12 protein-coding genes are annotated in these 18,337 nt (G+C 47.6%); 3 read left to right on the top strand and 9 right to left on the bottom strand.

The genetic code is table 11. From position 1 onward, the window contains the following. Nucleotides 1-19: 19 nt before the first annotated feature. Both fabF and KW844_RS16115 read right to left on the bottom strand, forming a co-directional pair. On the bottom strand, nt 20-1,282 hold the full coding sequence (gene fabF / locus KW844_RS16120; protein WP_218377817.1) for a beta-ketoacyl-ACP synthase II: 1,263 nt from the start codon (nt 1,280-1,282) through the stop codon (nt 20-22). Between the two features lie 189 nt (nt 1,283-1,471). Continuing rightward, complete coding sequence (locus KW844_RS16115) at nt 1,472-2,542, bottom strand: fatty acid desaturase (protein WP_218377816.1); 1,071 nt, start codon at nt 2,540-2,542, stop codon at nt 1,472-1,474. Nucleotides 2,543-2,784: 242 nt separating this feature from the next. Here KW844_RS16115 and KW844_RS16110 point away from each other — a divergent pair, with 242 nt between their 5' ends. The 3 genes from KW844_RS16110 (at nt 2,785) to KW844_RS16100 (ending at nt 8,698) form a co-directional block, all read left to right on the top strand. Next, the gene (locus tag KW844_RS16110) at nt 2,785-3,801 is read left to right on the top strand and encodes a LacI family DNA-binding transcriptional regulator (protein WP_218377815.1); all 1,017 of its coding nucleotides are present in this window, start codon (nt 2,785-2,787) and stop codon (nt 3,799-3,801) included. Nucleotides 3,802-4,033: 232 nt separating this feature from the next. Beyond that, on the top strand, nt 4,034-6,325 hold the full coding sequence (locus tag KW844_RS16105; RefSeq protein ID WP_218377814.1) for a GH92 family glycosyl hydrolase: 2,292 nt from the start codon (nt 4,034-4,036) through the stop codon (nt 6,323-6,325). Between the two features lie 81 nt (nt 6,326-6,406). Continuing rightward, nucleotides 6,407-8,698 (top strand): GH92 family glycosyl hydrolase, encoded by a 2,292-nt coding sequence (locus KW844_RS16100; RefSeq protein ID WP_218377813.1) that lies wholly within the window; start codon nt 6,407-6,409, stop codon nt 8,696-8,698. A 114-nt stretch (nt 8,699-8,812) separates the two neighbouring features. On the opposite strand, the gene KW844_RS16095 is transcribed toward KW844_RS16100, so the two are convergent. From KW844_RS16095 to KW844_RS16065, 7 genes are all read right to left on the bottom strand, one after another. Then, nucleotides 8,813-12,214, bottom strand: coding sequence for a ThuA domain-containing protein (locus KW844_RS16095; protein ID WP_218377812.1), 3,402 nt, complete (start codon nt 12,212-12,214; stop codon nt 8,813-8,815). 13 nt (nt 12,215-12,227) lie between these two features. Continuing rightward, on the bottom strand, nt 12,228-12,956 hold the full coding sequence (locus KW844_RS16090) for a ThuA domain-containing protein (RefSeq protein WP_218377811.1): 729 nt from the start codon (nt 12,954-12,956) through the stop codon (nt 12,228-12,230). 140 nt (nt 12,957-13,096) lie between these two features. After that, nucleotides 13,097-13,813: a DUF1080 domain-containing protein gene (locus KW844_RS16085; RefSeq protein WP_218377810.1), complete on the bottom strand. Its 717-nt coding sequence runs from the start codon at nt 13,811-13,813 to the stop codon at nt 13,097-13,099. 27 nt (nt 13,814-13,840) lie between these two features. Beyond that, nucleotides 13,841-14,257, bottom strand: a complete 417-nt coding sequence (locus KW844_RS16080) for a c-type cytochrome (RefSeq protein WP_218377809.1) — start codon at nt 14,255-14,257, stop codon at nt 13,841-13,843. A 31-nt stretch (nt 14,258-14,288) separates the two neighbouring features. Next, nucleotides 14,289-15,344, bottom strand: coding sequence for a sugar phosphate isomerase/epimerase (locus tag KW844_RS16075; RefSeq protein ID WP_218377808.1), 1,056 nt, complete (start codon nt 15,342-15,344; stop codon nt 14,289-14,291). Nucleotides 15,345-15,366: 22 nt separating this feature from the next. Beyond that, nucleotides 15,367-16,530 (bottom strand): Gfo/Idh/MocA family protein, encoded by a 1,164-nt coding sequence (locus KW844_RS16070; RefSeq protein ID WP_218377807.1) that lies wholly within the window; start codon nt 16,528-16,530, stop codon nt 15,367-15,369. Between the two features lie 38 nt (nt 16,531-16,568). Then, nucleotides 16,569-17,843: a sugar MFS transporter gene (locus KW844_RS16065; RefSeq protein WP_218377806.1), complete on the bottom strand. Its 1,275-nt coding sequence runs from the start codon at nt 17,841-17,843 to the stop codon at nt 16,569-16,571. Between the last annotated feature and the right edge of the window lie 494 nt (nt 17,844-18,337).

The following is an 18,337-nucleotide window of genomic DNA, read 5'->3' as shown; positions in this document are numbered from 1 at the left end:
ATTTGAAAACGTAATGGTTTTACGCTTTGTATTTTTTGAATACGCAGATAGCGTTGTGACCACCAAAGCCGAAAGTGTTGCTCATGGCAACGTTTACAGTACGTTCCTGTGCTTTACCGAGGGTCAGGTTCAGGTTGGTAGGGATACCTTCACCCAGCTCTTTGGTGTTAATGGTAGGAGGTACGATATCTTCCTGGGTTGCTTTGATACAAGCGATCGCTTCGATAGCGCCGGCAGCACCAAGCAGGTGACCTGTCATGGATTTGGTAGCGGAGATGTTGAGTTTTTCTACATGCTCACCAAACGCAGTGCAGATGGCTTTCAGCTCGCTGAGGTCCCCAACCGGAGTGGAGGTGGTATGTGAGTTGATGTAATCTACATCAGCCACAGTCAGCTCTGCATCTTCCAGGGCCTGTTCCATACCCAGTCTTGCGCCGAGGCCTTCAGGGTGGGTAGCAGTGAGGTGATATGCATCGCAGGTCATGGCGCCGCCTACCATTTCACCGTAGATGGTAGCACCACGTGCAATAGCGTGCTCATATTCTTCGAGGATGATAGCACCGGCACCTTCTCCCATCACGAAACCATCGCGGTCAGCGTCGAAAGGACGGGAAGCGGTAGTAGGATCGTCATTGCGGGTAGAGAGTGCTTTCAGTGCGTTAAAGCCGGCAATACCAGCGCGGGTTACAGGGGCTTCGGAGCCACCAGCAACAATCACATTGGCTTTACCCAGGCGGATATAGTTGAATGCATCCACCAGCGCACTGCTGGAAGAAGCACAGGCAGAAACTGTACAGAAGTTGATACCCATGAAACCGTATTTCATGGCAATCTGGCCGGCAGCAATGTCGGAGATCAGTTTCGGAATAAAGAACGGATTGAATTTAGGCACAAAATTTTGCTGTGTAAATTCTACGATCTGCTCCTCGAAGGTAAGCATGCCACCGTTTCCGGAAGCCCAGATCACGCCGACTTTAGTTTTATCAATGCCTTCGTTGGTGAGGCCTGCATCCAAAACAGCTTCCTGAGCAGCCGCCATAGCGTACTGGGTGAAGTTGTCCATTTTGCGGGCTTCTTTTTTATCCATGTATTTTTCTACATCGAAGTTTTTAACCTCACAGGCAAATTTAGTTTTGAACTCTGTGGTGTCAAATTTGGTGATGGGACCAGCGCCACTAACACCAGCCTTTAAGTTGCTCCAAAAAGTATTTACATCATTCCCGATAGGTGTTAATGCCCCCAAGCCGGTGATCACAACCCTTTTCAGTGTAACAGTACGCATATTTTTTACTTTAAAAACAAAAGTTAGAGCGCAAATTTAGTTACTTATTGTTATGAATAATCATAATCATTAAGATATTCTGTTATAATATCTGTTAAATAGTCTTAAAAATGACCAGGGGCAAAGGTTTTAAGCCTTTGCCCCTGGTATAAAAATTAAAAAATCAGACTAATATGGTAAATAATTCTGCTACGCAGCCGCCATTGTTGGCTCCGCCACCACGGTAACCGGATTGGTTCTGGACTGCAGGAAGGCAATGATCTCTTCATCGGAGGAGTATTTACCGCCAATGTCCACAAAATGCTTTGCCAGCAAATCGTAACGCTTGGCCACCAGCCACAGCCATACATGGAGGAAGTGAATGCCATCAAATACGATCGCATCGTTTTCGATATATAATCCTAAAGTTTTCTTAAAATATATCGGATGTTCTGTCCAGTGCATGTTAGGTTTATCGTGGTGACTGATATGATATCCGTCGTTCCAGCATTTGTGGTTATACTTGGTATTGATGCAGGTGATACTGTTTTTATAGGCATTGTCAGGATCGGCAGCATCAATGAATGCGTGCTGTGCCCAGTTGCCCACCATCATAATCACGCGGGAAATCAGCAGCGGTAAGATGAACACCACGAAGGTTGCGGGGAAATTAACAAAAGATAAACCGATGCAGGCAAAAATGAAAAAGAGTTCGCCGCGGATGGAGCGTACCATCAGGTTTTTCCTTTTCTTGCGGGAGAAGTAACAGGCGAGGTTATACACCCCTCCCCAATAAAATCTCCATAAGTAATGCATAAACCCTTTGAAAGAGTCACGCTGATAGGCCATTGTAGAGCTTTCATCCTCCGGCATGTTGTTTTCCGGGTGATGCATACCTATATGGTGACTATAATATGTTTCAGGTGTTTGGCCAAACAGGGGGCCTATCACCCAGGGGAGGTAATGATTCAGCAACTGGTATTTGCGGTCAAAGAAAACGCGATGGCTGGTGCAATGCAGCATCAAACCAAAAGGACCTTTAAACGTCACGTTGTTCATAAATTGGTAGGCAATTGCTACTGTCCACCATACCCAGTTGTTCAACCCTGGTATGTATAGCAGGAGTGCCAGCGGCCAGAGGGTAAACGTGATCTGCAAGGTCAGGTATACAAACGGCAGGTCCCTTTCATCACGGATGTAACGGAGTAGAAACCGGTCCAACGCTGTGTAGGCGGCAGGTTTCGTATAAATCGGGTCAGTGATGTTCGTGAGTTGCTTCATGTAAGTCTTTGTAAGTTGGCTACAGCAGAACTGCCTCCGTGAATGAAATTGAGCGGTATATTTGCTAAACGTGGAAATCACGTGTGATATTATCCAGCAAAAAAAACTGTTTAGGGAAGATAAGCAATTTAAGCTGGTCTGCCACTATTTTTGTAATTTCCGGCCCCGGAAATCGGCAGAATGCTGTTAAAAACCGTTAAAACACGGAAAAGCATTCTGGAAACTGTCCAAAATATTCCCAAATGAAGAGACTGACACTCAAAGATGTAGCCAGAATGGCTGGCGTAGCACCTAGCACCGTATCGTTTGTCTTAAACGGCAAAGCAAAACAGATGCGTATCCGCGATGAGGTAGCACAAAAAATCATGAGTGTGGTCAATCAATCCGGCTATGAGCCACATCGTGTAGCCGTTAACTTACGCACCGGACAATCCAAAACGCTGGGGCTCATCGTAGAAAGTATTTCCGGCAGCTTCTTCGCCAGCCTGGCCCGCACCATTGAAACGGAAGCTGAGCGCCTGGGCTATAATGTTGTTTACTGTAGTACCGAAAATAACGCCGAAAAAGGGGGTGAGCTGATTCGCATGCTGGGACGCCAGATGGTAGACGGATACCTGATCACCCCCGCTCCCGGTATGGAAAACGAAATCAGACGCCTGTTGCAGATGCACAAACCGGTAGTGCTGATGGACAGCTATTTCCCAGGCATCAAAGCACCATATGTGCTGATCGATAACTTCCACGGCGTACAACTCGGAATGGATCACCTCTTCGAAAGAGGCTACCGCAAAATCGGCTACGTAACCGTTGATGTATCGCTCATACAATTGGCTGAACGCCAGCGCAGTTACACGCAAGCCCTGAAGAAAAAAGATATCCCTTTCCGTAAGAAACGCGTGCTGGAGCTGAATTACCACGACAGCAGGGAACAAAACCTTGCCACCCTGGAAGCCTTTATCCAGGAAAACAGCGATATGGACGCTATCTTCTTTGCTACCAACTATTTGGGGATTTTGGGACTGGAAGCTATGGGGCGATTAAAAATAAGTATGCCTAAGCAAATGGCAGCTGTTTGCTTCGATGATCATGATATTTTCCGCCTGTATCCTCCGGGTATAACGGTGATAGAACAGCCAATTGAAGGTATCGCAGCCAAGGCTATCAGCCTGCTGATGAAACAGCTCGATAAACAATCCGGTCCGCTGAAAGAGTCACAGGTGGCACTCCCCGGCCGCTTAATTGTGCGCAGCTCAACGTGATCATGCGTGCAAAGGGGTGTAGCCTGACTACTGCTGGCCGTTTCATCATACCCAGTGCCCCCCAGCTCCTGCCGGTTATCAAATTCTTCCCAATATTTGCCCGCGATCTAAAAAAAAATTATACATTTATTGCCAGTAGCGGTAAAGAGATAGTAAAGATTCTTCAGAGAATCTTTTTTTAATTCACCTGTGCTAAATCGATTTTGTAAGTATTCCATTTATAAATACAAGTATGAAAAAAGTTGGATTGCTCGCTGTAGCTATTTTATTAATGCACCACGCCAATAGTCAGACGGTGGAAAAAGTCGGCGAACCCGTAGAATGGGTCAACACCCTCATGGGGACCGATTCCAAAGTAAGCCTGTCTAACGGTAACACCTATCCCGCCATTGCCCTGCCATGGGGAATGAATTTCTGGATGCCTCAAACCGGCGCCATGGGCGACGGATGGGCGTACCAGTACAGCGCCGACAAAATCAGAGGCTTTAAACAAACACACCAGCCATCGCCGTGGATCAACGACTATGGCCAGTTTGCCATCATGCCGGTAACAGGTTCCGTAAAGTTTGATCAGAAAAAAAGAGCCAGCTGGTTCTCTCATAAATCAGAAATTACCAAACCTTACTACTATAGCGTATACCTCGCAGATGCAGACGTAACCACCGAAATCACGCCTACGGAAAGAGCCGCACAACTGCGCTTCACCTACCCCACCAGCGATAGCTCATTCGTGGTAGTAGACGCTTTCGACAAAGGCTCCTACGTCAAAATAATACCTGAAGAGAAAAAAATCATTGGCTACACCACCAAAAACAGCGGCGGCGTACCTGCGAACTTCAAGAATTATTTTGTTATCTATTTCGATAAACCTTTCACAGTTACCTATACCTGGCACGACAGCGTGCTCGTGGCCGGAAAGCTGGAAATGCAGTCCAACCACAGTGGTGCGGTAGTAGGCTTTAAAACGGTACGCGGGGAAAAAGTGACAGCTAAAACAGCATCTTCCTTTATATCCTACGACCAGGCAGAACTAAACCTGCAAAAAGAAATTGGCAATGATAATTTTGACGTAACAAAAACCAAAGCAAAAGATACCTGGAATAAAGAACTGGGCCGGCTTGCTGTACAAGGTGGTACACCCGAACAGGTACGTACCTTCTACTCTTCCCTGTACCGGGTACTGCTGTTCCCGCGCAAGTTTTACGAGATCAACGCTAAAAATGAAGTAGTACACTACAGCCCTTATAACGGCCAGGTGCTGCCAGGCTATATGTTCACCGACAACGGCTTCTGGGATACCTTCCGTGCCGTACATCCGTTCTTCACCCTGATGTACCCAAGCCTCACCAGTCACATCATGGAAGGGCTGGCAAATGCTTACAAGGAAAGTGGCTGGCTGCCTGAGTGGGCAAGCCCCGGTCACCGCGATTGTATGATCGGCTCCAACTCCGCCTCCCTGATCGCTGATGCCTATATTAAAGGTATCCGCGGTTATGATATCAACACCCTCTGGGAAGCGGTGCTGAAAAACTCTGAAAATGAAGGCCCGCTTACCTCTGTAGGTCGTAAAGGTGTGAAATACTACAACACACTGGGATACGTACCTTACGATGTAGATATTAATGAAAATACCGCCCGCACACTGGAATATGCCTACGATGACTTCACCATCTTACAACTGGCAAAAGCCCTTAACAAACCGGCAGCTGAGCAGGAACGCTTCGCAAAGCGTTCCCAGAACTTCCGTAACGTATTTGATCCGGAAACTAAACTGATGCGCGGTAAAAACAAAGATGGTAAATTCCAGGTACCTTTCAATCCATTCAAATGGGGCGATGCCTTTACCGAAGGAAACTCCTGGCATTATACCTGGTCCGTATTCCACGACGTAAACGCGTTATCAAATTTAATGGGCGGAAAAGAACAATTTGTGCAGATGCTTGATTCTGTGTTTAAGATGCCTCCGGTATTTGACGATAGCTACTACGGCGGCGTGATTCACGAAATCCGCGAAATGCAGATCATGAACATGGGCCAGTACGCACACGGTAACCAGCCGATTCAGCACATGATCTACCTGTATAACTATGCTGGTCAACCCTGGAAAACACAATACTGGATTCGTCAGGTGATGGACCGCCTGTACAAACCTACGCCTGATGGCTATTGTGGGGATGAGGATAATGGCCAGACTTCCGCCTGGTACGTGTTCTCCGCCATGGGCTTCTACCCGGTATGCCCTGGTACACCGCAGTATGTGTTTGGAACACCACTGTTCACCAAACTCACCATGACCCTGGAAGACGGTAAGAAAATGGTGATAGAAGCGCCTGCCAACAACGAGAAGAATCTCTATGTACAAAGCGCCGCTCTTAACGGTAAAAACTATACGAAAAACTGGATCAGCCACCAGGACCTGCAAAATGGAGGTAAGCTGATATTCCATATGGGTGCGAATCCTGCTAAGAACAAAGGAACAAACCCAGCTGATTTCCCGTACTCTTACTCTACCGCGGTAAAGTAAATAACGATTTTTCATTGTTCACTGTAAATATTTCATCCCGATTCTTCGGGATGTATTTTTTATAGCTCTTAAATGTCAACCATGAAGAAATTTATTACGCCACTGCTCCTCACCGTAGCAGTAGCAGCCAACGCACAGGATAACGTATTACAATACGTAAAGCCTATCACCGGTACCATGAAAATGGGACACACCTATCCCGGTGCTACCGTGCCTTTTGGCGCCGTACAGCTCAGTCCTGAAACAGATACTATCCCCTATGAAATGGATGGGAAGTATAATAAGGATGTGTATAAATACTGTGCAGGCTACCAGTATGATGATAAAACCATCGTTGGTTTTAGTCATACCCACTTCAGCGGCACAGGTCACTCGGATCTGGGCGACTTCCTCATCATGCCTACCACGGGCCAGCTGCAGCTGAATCCCGGTACGGCGGACCATCCCGAAACCGGCTACCGTTCCACCTTTTCACATGTCAATGAGGTATCCGAAGCCGGCTACTACAAAGTGAAACTGGATGAGCCTAATGTATTAGCTGAGCTTACGGCAACTAATCGCGTAGGTTTTCACCAATATACTTTTAACGGTAAGGAACCCGCGCATATCATACTGGATATGATGTCCAACATCTACAATTATGAAAATAAGAATGTATGGACCTACATCCGTGTAGAAAACGATTCCACCATCACCGGTTACCGGCAAACTAACGGTTGGGCACGTACGAGAACCGTTTATTTCGCCATGACTTTCTCTAAACCGTTTAAAAGTTATGGTCATCAAAACTACGCCAGCAACGTATATCGCGGCTTCTGGCGGAAGTTTGATCAAACCCGTAACTTCCCTGAAATGGCCGGAAAGCAGATCCGTGCCTGGTTTGATTTTAACACCTCACCGGGAGAACAAATCAAAATAAAACTGGCCATCTCCCCGGTAAGTACCACAGGAGCACTCAATAATTTGAACACCGAAGCGCCAGGATGGGATTTTAATAAAGTGAAAGCAGATGCACAGGCGCTGTGGACAAAAGAGCTGAATAAAATCCGTATCGAATCACCATCGAAAGAAGAAAAGGAAAACTTCTATACCGCCATGTACCACGCTTTTATCAATCCTACTACCTATATGGATGTGGATGGAAACTACCGCGGACTGGATATGAATGTGCATAACACTAACGGATACACGAATTATACTACCTTCTCTCTCTGGGATACCTACCGTGCGCTGCATCCTTTCTTTAACCTGATACAACCTGCCCGCAATGCGGATATGGTACGGTCTATGGTCGCGCATTTTGAGCAGAGCGCCCAGCATATGCTCCCGGTATGGTCGCACTACGCCAACGAAAACTGGTGTATGATCGGCTACCATAGCGTGTCAGTAATTGCAGATGCCATCATCAAAGGCAATGCGCCTTTTGATGCTGCCAAAGCACTGGATGCCTGCGTTACCACCGCACGCCACCGTAGTTATGATGGATTAGGCTACTACATGGATAACGGCTACATTCCTGAAGATAAGCAAGGGGCCTCCGTTTCCAAAGTACTGGAATATGCGTATGACGACTGGTGCATTGCACAGGTAGCGAAAAAATTAAATCGTCAGGATCTGTATGAGGAGTTTATCAAACGCTCTCAAAACTATAAGAATGTGTATGATGCCGGCACGGGTTTTATGCGTCCGCGCCTGAGCGACGGCTCTTTCAAAAAGGACTTTGATCCGTTGCAAACGCACGACCAGGGCTTTATTGAAGGCAATGCCTGGAATTATAGTTTATATGTGCCACAATACCCGGCTGAAATGATTGAGATGATGGGCGGCAAAAAACAATTTGCCCAACACCTCGATTCACTGTTTACCATGGAGCTGCCGGATAAATATTTTGCTGAAACGGAAGATATTACCCGCGACGGTATCATTGGTAATTACGTGCATGGCAACGAACCTTCTCATCACGTGGCCTATCTGTATAATCATACCGGACAGCCCTGGAAAACCCAGGACCGTATCCGCATGATCCTCAAAAAAATGTATCACCCCGGCCCTGACGGCCTCGGTGGTAATGACGACTGCGGACAGATGAGCGCCTGGTACATTTTCTCTTCCTTAGGATTTTACCCGATGTGCCCGGGATCTGACCAGTACGAGCTGGGAAGTCCGGCAGTGGATAAGGCTACCCTACAGTTAGAAAACGGAAAATCATTTACTGTAGATGTGAAAAATCAATCAGACAAAAACGTATATGTGCAGCAGGTATTGCTGAATGGTAAAGCCTATAAAAAGCTTACTATCAGCCATGCGGATATTATGAATGGGGGAGTGATCACTTTTGTGATGGGAGCTAAACCTAAGGACTATACGAAATAATCTGGCGATCCGCAAGCAGCGCGGCAGCCTTCCGGATGGCACCGCAGGTGTTATACAAAAAAAATCCCTGATGCTCCAGCATCAGGGATTTTTTTATGTAGTATGGAAAAGGTGTTATTTCAGTGAAATCGTAGTAATCCCCAATTGTGCCTGTTTAGCAGGATCAATAGGTTTAAACACAAACTTCAGTGTATGTTTCTTGCCATCACTTACACCTTGTAATTTCACGGTGCCGGCAGCAGGCTGCATCGGTTGTGCGCCTGGTCCTATCTGGAAGGTACCAATCTGATTACCATCCAGTAAGGCGGTTACGTCAAAGCCAGCATCTGTTGCGGTGTTGAGCATGTAATTCAGGTCTACCGCCGTTACATCGGTAAGGTCGAGGTTACCATATTCCACAGAGCTGGAAGGAATGCCCGGAATCAGGAATTTCATGCCGCTTATTTCGAAGCTGGACACGCCATCGGCCTTGGTGTAGGCAGTAGCCGGGATACGCGGATTATAGAGGGCTACACTGGCAGTACCGGTCATTGGTTTGATGCCTGCGGCGCCTTTATCGGTATAGAAAGCAGAGATGTACAGTACACCATCGTCTTTCAGCGGACCTTTCTGCGCCGGGTTGATACTGCCGGAAGCGGCCAGGGATGGCTCTTTGGTAGTAGCGCCGCCAACGGAGTAGATGTATTCTACCAGTTGTTTTGCTTCTGTTGTAGAGAGACCTGGGTGCGCCGCCATAGCGGTTTCGCCCCATACGCCACCGCCACCGTTGATAATTTTCTGCGCCAGTTTCTCCGGTGCATTCGGGTCAGCCTTGTATTTATCTGCCACTTGTTTGAAGGAAGGTCCGATGGACTTTTCATCTACTTTATGACAGGTTTTACAATCGGATACTTCCATGATGTTTTTACCGGCAATAGCACCGGTGATAATCTGGTGGCCCTGCGGCATGGCTGCTTTATCGCGGCCCTGTACGTAATCAGCTTTTACAAACAGGTTGCTGTTATCAGTTTTTCCATCTGCGGAAGAACCATCTTCCTTATCCACCACGTTCACTGCGTACTGTACCTGTTTGCCCGGGAAGTAGAACACTTTGTTACCAGTGATATTGATGCTCACCACCGGCGCTTCGTTACCGGCATATACCGGTATTTGCTGGCTGCGGGTGCTGGCGCCGTTGTTATCTTTTACTTCTACGCCTACATTGTATTCACCGGCAGTAGTGAAAGTGTAGGTAACTGTAGGTTCAGTAGTTTCTTTTTTATTACCGTTACCAAAAGACCAGAGGTAGGTGAGTTTATCACCATCCGGATCTTTACTGCCGTTGGCAGTGAGTTTCACGGTGAATGGCAGTCCACCGCTGAGTTTATCCACCTGGATATCGGCTACAGGAGCGCGGTTGCCACCGTTGTAATCGATACGGGTGAGGGCAGCATCGGCGTTTTTGCTGAACCAGCCATTACCGTATTCGAGTACGTACAGGCGGCCATCAGGACCCATTTCCATATCAATAGGTGCGTTCAGCTTCAGGTGAGGCATGAAGCGCTCCATTTTGGAATAGTTGGCATCTTTGTCCATAGTTACTGCCATGATCCATCCGCGTATCCAGTCGTAGATAAAAAGCTTGTTGTTGTAATAATCCGGGAAGCGTGTTTCTTTCGGATAAAACTCGCTGTAGTACACCGGACCTGCTTCCGCATTACGGCCACCAGCGCCCACCAGCGGGAACTCCGTGGATTTGGCATAAGGATACCAGATGAATGCAGGAACAGCAGGAGGCAGTTCTTTTAAACCGGTGTTGTTGCGGGAGTTGTTAATTGGCTTTTTAGGGTCATAAAACTTACCGCTTTCGCCGGTTTCATAGTTATACTCACGATAAGGTTTGTTATCGGCAATAAACAACGGGTAGCCGTAGTAGCCGGGCTTTTTAGCCTGGTTTACTTCATCATAGCCGCGTGGGCCACGGAGCGAGTCATCGTTGTTGGCGTCAGGGCCTACTTCTCCCCAATACACATACCCGTTTTTACGATCAACGGATATACGATAAGGGTTACGGGTACCCATCGCATAGATCTCGGGTTTGGTGCCTTCGGTACCTTTTGGAAACAGGTTACCTTCCGGAATGGTATAGGTGCCATCTGCCAAAACCTTTATACGCAGAATTTTACCGCGCAGGTCATTGGTATTGGACGATGATCTTCTGCCATCATATTGCAAATGGCCAGGGCGATCGTCGGTAGGGCCATAACCTTTACTGCCGAATTGCTGGTTCGGTTCATCAAACGGTGTGGTATTATCACCGGTAGAGAGGTACAGGAGGTTATCGGGTCCAAAGGCGATAGAACCGCCGGTATGGCAGCATATATCGCGCTGGGAGTAGAACTGCAATATGATTTTTTCGGAGGCGGTATCCAGCTTGTTATCCTTGAAAGTGAAGCGGGAAAGGCGGTTTACCGAAGTATCTCTGGGAGAATAAAATGCATAGAGGTAATGGTTGTTCTTGAAATCCGGGTCTGCGGCGAGTCCAAGGAAACCTTCTTCTGCATTTACATTCGGCACTTCTGTTTTAAAATAAACGTTCAGGAAGCCCACCTGGGAAATGGACCTGTCGGCCTGTTTATACAACAGCAGTTCTCCGCGGCGCTGTGCCACCAGGATATCGAGGTTGGGCAGTATGGTCATTTCCGTTGGTTCAAAGAACTGTCCGGCAGCCAGTACGTTTTTAGTAAAGCGATCTTCAGAAGGTACGCGGATAGTGGTAGCTGCACCGTAATCGAGTACTTTGTTTTCTCCGATAGCGTATTTCACACCGGCTTTCAGCTGGTTGAGGAAATTTTCCTGTGAATAGGCTTCAGGCGTGTGGCCCATACCGGTGTAGAAAGCGCGGCCACCGTCGTATTCGTGGTACCAGGCAATCGGGTGATTGTTGTTCATGGTGCCGCCTTTATACGACGTTTCATCCAGCTGGATCAGCACTTTGAGGGTGGAGTCCATCTTTTTGAAATTGTACCATTCGTCGATCTGGTTGAAGGTAGCCGGCAGTTTATACGGATCAAAAAACTGCTGGTCTTTCACGAGGAGTTTGGCGTCGTGTATGCCTTCGGGATGGTTGGCAAACTGCGCACCTACCAGGTGGTTATACCATGGCCAGTCGTATTCGGTATCAGTGCCGGCGTGTACGCCTACAAAGCCGCCACCTGCCTGGATGTATCTTTCGAAGTCGGCTTCCTGGTAGTTGTCGAGCACATCGCCGGTGGTATTCAGGAATACTACGGCAGCATATTGGGAAAGGGTATCTTCATTGAATTTGCTGGCATCTTCTGTGGTATCAACGATGATATTCAGGTCGCTGGCAATTTTTTGCTGAAAGGCTGCGATACCGGCAGGAATAGAGGCATGTCTGAACGCCGTGGTTTTGGTAAACACGAGGATGCGGGGCTTGCCTTCTCTTTTTTTCGTACATCCGGTAACGGTAGCAATGATGGCTGTTACCAGGAGTAGTCTGAGAATAGGTTTCATAATTATTAAGGGCTTATTTCACTTTAATGTTAGCGGCATATTGTATTCCTCCGAGCAGGTGCTGCAGGTACAGCGGGTCGGCGTACGACTCCTTGGTATGGCCCATTTCGGTGTAGAAGGAACGTCCTCCTTCAAAGCTATGGTACCAGCACATCGGGTGGTTATCACCGTTTTTACCTCCTTCGTAGGTAGATTCGTCAATTTTGATGAGCACGTGAATATCCGGGTTGATATCTCTGAAATTATACCATTCATCTTTCCTGGTCCAATCGTCCGGGAGGTGTTTGGTAGAGATATGGGATTTATCCACCACTTTAAGGGTAGCGACCTGTTGTTTAGGGTGGCTGGTGAAGTAGGCGCCGGAGAGCTTACCGAACCAGGGCCAGTCGTATTCTGTGTCTGTTGCAGCATGGATACCCATAAATCCGCCACCTTTGTGGATGTATTTTATGAAAGCTTCCTGCTGTGCGCTGTCCAGTACGTCGCCGGTGGTGCAACTGAAAATGATGGCGTCGTATTTTTTCAGGTTGTCGTACGTAAAAACGGAGGCATCTTCTGTGGTATCCACTGCGAAGTTGTTTTCTGCGCCGAGTTTCACGATTGCTTGTCTGGCAGTAGAGATACAGTCATGGCGGAATCCCTTTGTTTTAGAGAATACCAGCACGCGGTATTTGTGTTTTGCGTTGGCCGTAATGGCGGCCACCAGTAATAAAAAGGCGAGGAACGTGGTGAGTTTCTTCATCGTATGTGCGTGGTTGTTATGATAATGGGCTGTAAAAGGAAAATCCGCCTGTGGCGGATCTTACATTTACTTTTTTTTCTTAGGGAGATGCCGGAGCAGCTGCTTAAGAAATATAACGTCCGCCGGAGGCGGACGTTATATTAAAGTTGTCTGATCTTAATATCGCGGTAAGACACCACGTTACCATGGTCCTGGAGAGCGATATGGCCTTTTTGATATTTGCCGAAGCCTTTCCAGGTTTTGAATTTACTGTTAGCTACCAGTGCATCCCATTCAGGAGTGCCAACGGTAGTGGTAACGGTGGTTACGCCATTAAGTTTCAGCGTAAGGTGACCATCTTTTTTAATGATCTGTGCGGTGTTCCACTGGCCTACAGGTTTAACTGCCGGTTTGGAAGACTTTTTCAGGTCATAGAGGTCGCCGGAATTATGTTTTACGATTTTGCCGTCGCTATGTCTTTCATCATCCAGCACTTGCATTTCAGGACCGGTTTCGTAGGTGGCGTGAAATTCAGGCGACTCGTGTACACCGAAGATGATACCGCTGTTGCCGCCTTCGGAAATTTTCCATTGGATGCTCAGTTCATAGTTTTCATATTCGTCGTTGGTAACGAGGTCACCGCCTGGTGCGCCGTTCTTTTTAGCTTCCTGATCCAGTACCAGGGCTCCATCTTCTACTTTCCATGCAGGGCTGGCGTCATTTTTCAGATAAGTATGCCAACCGGTGGAGGTTTTGCCGTCAAACAGCAGTTTCCAACCTGCTTTCTTTTCCTTAGCGGTAAGAGTATTGATATTTTGAGCAGATGCGGCGGTGCACATGAATGCAGCCAGGGCAGCTCCCATAATTACTTTTTTCATGCTGGCATTTTTGAAGATGAAAGGTTATTAGTTGGCAGAAGAAAGAGAAAGGATATATTTCACCATTTCCTTCGCATCGTCTTTGGAGATGTTTGAATGCGGCAGCATAGCCACTTCTCCCCAGTTGCCGGAGCCACCTTTGATGATTTTATCAGCCAGTTTATCCACGTTTTCGTTGTTGTTAGGATATTTTCCTGCGATGTCTTTGAAAGACGGGCCTACCAGTTTCATTTCTTCTTTATGGCAGGTTTTGCAGTCTTGCTGGGCCATCAGTTCCTGGCCTTTGGTCATTGGTTTATCGGCATTAGGTGATACCATGGAGTTGTCTGCTGCATGCTCAGTTTCAGTGGTTCCAGCCTGTTGCTCTCCTGAATTACTACCACCTCCGCAGGCTGCGAAGAATAAAGCACTCAATACAAACGGCGCCAAATATCTCTTTTTCATTTTCTGTTTTTTTTAGATGCTTGTTATTTTATCAGATTCCCAAAATTCTGTTGTTGAAAGCGTCGTCGGTGGCGGCGCCTGCGAAATCATCGAATGCTTTGTCGGTCACGCGGATGATATGATTTTTAATAAACGGAGCGCCTTCCCTTGCGCCATCTTCCGGATGCTTCATGCAGCATTCCCATTCCATTACTGCCCAACCGGCGTAATCGTATTGTGTCAGTTTGCTGAAGATGGATTTGAAGTCTACCTGTCCGTCGCCGAGGGAGCGGAAGCGTCCGGGGCGGTCGATCCATGCCTGGAATCCGCCATATACGCCGCTGCGTCCTGTTGGGTTGAACTCGGCATCTTTCACATGGAATGCTTTGATTCTTTCGTGATAAACGTCGATATACTCGAGGTAGTTGAGGCATTGCAGTACGAGGTGGCTTGGATCGTAGAGCAGGCAGGCACGTTTGTGATTGCCGGTGGCTTCGAGGAAGCGTTCGTAGCTGGCGCCGTCGTGGAGGTCTTCACCAGGGTGTATTTCGTAGCATACATCTACTCCTTGCTCGTCAAACGCGTTGAGGATGGGCATCCAGCGTTTTGCCAGTTCGGCAAAGCCGGCTTCTACCAGTCCTGTAGGGCGTTGAGGCCATGGGTACATAGCGGGAGCCCACAGCAGGGCGCCGCTGAAGGTAGCGTGTGCATCGAGGCCCAGGTTACGGCTGGCTTTAGCAGCATATTTCAGCTGGTTAACGGCCCACTCCGTACGTGCGTTGATGTTATTATGATATTGCGCTGGCGCAAACTGATCGAACATTTCTGAGAAGGCAGGATTTACTGCCACCAGTTGTCCTTGCAGGTGCGTGCTCAGTTCTGTAATTTCCAGTCCGGCTTCGTTTACGATGCCTTTGATTTCATCCGCATAGGTTTTGCTTTCGGCTGCTTTTTGCAGGTCGATAAGGCGACTATCCCAGCTGGGAATCTGTACACCTTTAAAACCGATGGATGCTGACCATTCGCAAATGCTTTTCAGGCTGTTGAATGGTGCTGCATCGCCCATAAACTGAGCGAGGAAAATACCAGGTCCTTTAATAGTTCTCATAAATACCTTTCCGTTTAACCGATTAGATCTCGAAATTAGTCCATTTAACGTCGCTCTGCGAAGATTTCACTACGTTGTCAATAAACGCCATACCGCGGATACCTTCTTCTACGCCCGGGAAGTCCAGGGACTCAGCAGAAGGCTGTGTGCCGTCGATTTTAGCGGATAACGTCTGCGCAAAATTGCGGTACAGGTTACCGAACGCTTCGAGGTATCCCTCTGGGTGTCCGCCCGGAGTGCGGGTATTATGAGTCATGTAGGAGCTCTGGAAACCATAACCGTTTCCTGCGCGGTAAATTTCGGTTGGTTTGTCCAGCCATTTTACCAGCAGGGTGTTAGGCTCGTGCTGTGCCCATTCGAGGCCGCCTTTTTCGCCATACACGCGGATTTTGAGTGCATTCTCTTCACCGGCAGCTACCTGTGATGCCATGAGCACACCGGAAGCGCCATTGTCGAAGCGCAGCAGTACGCCACCATCATCATCCAGGGCGCGACCCGGCACTACGATGTTAAGGTCGGCGCAGAGTTTTTCGAGTTTTGCACCGGTGATATATTCAGCCAGGTTAAAGGCATGTGTACCAATATCGCCCATAGCGCCGGCTTTACCGGAACGTTTAGGATCGGTTCTCCATGCTGCCTGTGCGTTACCTTCTCTTTCGCTGAGTTTAGACAGCCAACCCTGCGGATATTCTACCCATACTTTGCGGATTTTTCCGAGGTCACCGTTTTTCACCATCTGGCGCGCCTGCTTTACCATCGGGTAGCCGGTGTAGGTGTGGGTGAGCAGCAGGGAAAGGCCGGTAGCTTCTACTTTCGCTTTCAGCTGTTTGGCTTCGTCCAGGGAAATGGTGATCGGTTTTTCGATTACCACGTTGAAACCCAGTTCCAGCGCCATCATTGCAGGTTCAAAGTGCGCGAAGTTTGGGGTTACGATCGTAACAAAATCCAGGCGTTTATCTGCCGGCATGGCAGCTTCTTTTTCCAGCATTGTTTTGAAATCGGTATAGGTGCGTTCCGGATCAAGGAACAACATTTTACCGGAATCAGTGGCCACTTCAGGATTAATACTAAGTGCGCCTGCAACGAGTTCAATAAGACCGTCCATGTTGGCGGCGATACGGTGGATAGCACCGATGAAGGCATCTTTACCGCCTCCGATCATTCCCATTCTTAGCTTGCGTGTCATATATTCAGATCAGCTTTTTCTTAGATGATAGTGTGTTATTAGGCAATTGCGATGTCCGGTTTTTTACGGTTACGCATGTAGAAATAAAGTCCTGTAAAAGCAAAAATCAGCACTACAGGTATTACTAAAGTTGCATTCAGGATTTCAGGACCTGCTACGGCTTGTGCTTTGGCAAAGGCGTCCGCTTCTGCTGTACCCGGCGCCGCGGTGCGGTAGGCATCCAGGGATGCGCCTGCCGGCAAGGCATTGGACAGCTTGCTGTCGTAAAATCCACCCATGAAGATAGTATAAATTGAAACGGCAAACATACCTGCACCACCTACCAGGTTCATGCCGAGTGCACCCGATTCCGGAATATTTTCAGATACAAATCCGATCATACATGGCCAGAAATAAGTTACGCCCATTCCAAAAATAAAGGCCGCCAAAAATACCATATTTCCGCTTACATGTGCTAGCATATACAGGCCAATAGCAGAGAGCACAGCAGATATCAGCAGTACGCCGGTGGGCGACATCCGATGTACAATAGGGCCGGCAAAAGCACGCCCCAGGGTTTGTACACCCGCCGTCATCGCCAGTATCAGGATGGCATTTTCTGTTACATTTTTTAACAGTACTTCTATCCATTGGCCGGTAAACAGCTCAGTGATAGCGGTACCAAACATTAACACAAAAATCACGATGAATAATGGCGTACCAAGACTGCGATACATCTGGGCATTGCTGATACCCGAAGCCACACGCTCCGTTACCGGGAAGTCTAGTTTAAGGAACAGGTAACCATACAATAATGTTGGTATGATCATCGTTGCCATCTGTACCTTGTAATTCAGGCCCATGCCGGAAAGGAAAAACACTACCAGTGCGCCTATTACGATACCGCCAGGGAACCAAAGATGGAAGTGATTGAGTTTGGTAGTTTTGTTATTAGGGTAGATAGTAGCTACCAGCGGATTACACGCTGCCTCTACTGTACCATTAGCCATACCAATGAAAAGGGTGGATACAAAAAGTGTACTGAATCCGGTGGCGAATATAGTCAGCAGAATACCGGCAAGATGGAGCACAAAGGCAGCCAGGAGCAGGCGTTTCATGCCTATAATATCCACCACAAACCCTCCTATAACTACTGCCAGCGGGAAGCCCCAGAAAGCAGTACTGGCTATAATGCCCAACTGCGACGCGCTGAGATCAAACTGTTTTCCCAGGTCTCCCAAAATGCCGGCACGAATACCGAAGGACAGGGAAGTAACCAGTAATGCCATGCAGCTGGCCACAAATAATTTAGACGGCTGAATCGCCTTTGCCATAAACGTGGAGTTTTGTGTGGTTTATATAAACTAGTAATAAAACGACTAAATTTATAAAAAGTATTCACACTTTTCAGGGTTTTTCTGGATGAATGGCATTTTTTTAAAAATTTTCAGATGGTCTGATAAAAAAGTATTTTAGAGCCCGGAGAATGCCCCCATAGCTGCAATTTGAAGACTACTTTAAAACCAGGATAATACCTTTTTGATAAATAACCCCATTTTCATTCGCAACCGGTTGTTCGGCATTTTGACAGCCCGGCGTGGCCTGTCCGCAGTATACATGTCAGAATCCGTCAATTTGACCTGATATCAAATTGTATTTTGTTAAAAATCATTTCTGGCGTATTATGCCCCGAATTCATCCCGGAATTCCCCAAATTTATTACTAATTTTACAGGCCTTGAAAAGCAGTACCTGCAACTGTCACCTTGTCAGGGAGGTTTTCCAAGCATAGTATTTGAGTAGCTACAATCCCCGTCTATCCAACTAAC

This window comes from Chitinophaga sp. sic0106, from assembly GCF_019219075.1.
Lineage (GTDB): Bacteria > Bacteroidota > Bacteroidia > Chitinophagales > Chitinophagaceae > Chitinophaga.
Note: the sequence above shows the minus strand (reverse complement) of the source record. Positions and strands in the feature narration are given on the sequence as shown.

Bases quoted from the DNA above. Each gene is read 5' to 3' on its own strand.
- fabF (WP_218377817.1), bottom strand. From the start codon at position 1,282: ATGCGTACTGTTACACTGAAAAGGGTTGTGATCACCGGCTTGGGGGCA.
- KW844_RS16115 (WP_218377816.1), bottom strand. From the start codon at position 2,542: ATGAAGCAACTCACGAACATCACTGACCCGATTTATACGAAACCTGCC.
- KW844_RS16110 (WP_218377815.1), top strand. From the start codon at position 2,785: ATGAAGAGACTGACACTCAAAGATGTAGCCAGAATGGCTGGCGTAGCA.
- KW844_RS16105 (WP_218377814.1), top strand. From the start codon at position 4,034: ATGAAAAAAGTTGGATTGCTCGCTGTAGCTATTTTATTAATGCACCAC.
- KW844_RS16100 (WP_218377813.1), top strand. From the start codon at position 6,407: ATGAAGAAATTTATTACGCCACTGCTCCTCACCGTAGCAGTAGCAGCC.
- KW844_RS16095 (WP_218377812.1), bottom strand. From the start codon at position 12,214: ATGAAACCTATTCTCAGACTACTCCTGGTAACAGCCATCATTGCTACC.
- KW844_RS16090 (WP_218377811.1), bottom strand. From the start codon at position 12,956: ATGAAGAAACTCACCACGTTCCTCGCCTTTTTATTACTGGTGGCCGCC.
- KW844_RS16085 (WP_218377810.1), bottom strand. From the start codon at position 13,813: ATGAAAAAAGTAATTATGGGAGCTGCCCTGGCTGCATTCATGTGCACC.
- KW844_RS16080 (WP_218377809.1), bottom strand. From the start codon at position 14,257: ATGAAAAAGAGATATTTGGCGCCGTTTGTATTGAGTGCTTTATTCTTC.
- KW844_RS16075 (WP_218377808.1), bottom strand. From the start codon at position 15,344: ATGAGAACTATTAAAGGACCTGGTATTTTCCTCGCTCAGTTTATGGGC.
- KW844_RS16070 (WP_218377807.1), bottom strand. From the start codon at position 16,530: ATGACACGCAAGCTAAGAATGGGAATGATCGGAGGCGGTAAAGATGCC.
- KW844_RS16065 (WP_218377806.1), bottom strand. From the start codon at position 17,843: ATGGCAAAGGCGATTCAGCCGTCTAAATTATTTGTGGCCAGCTGCATG.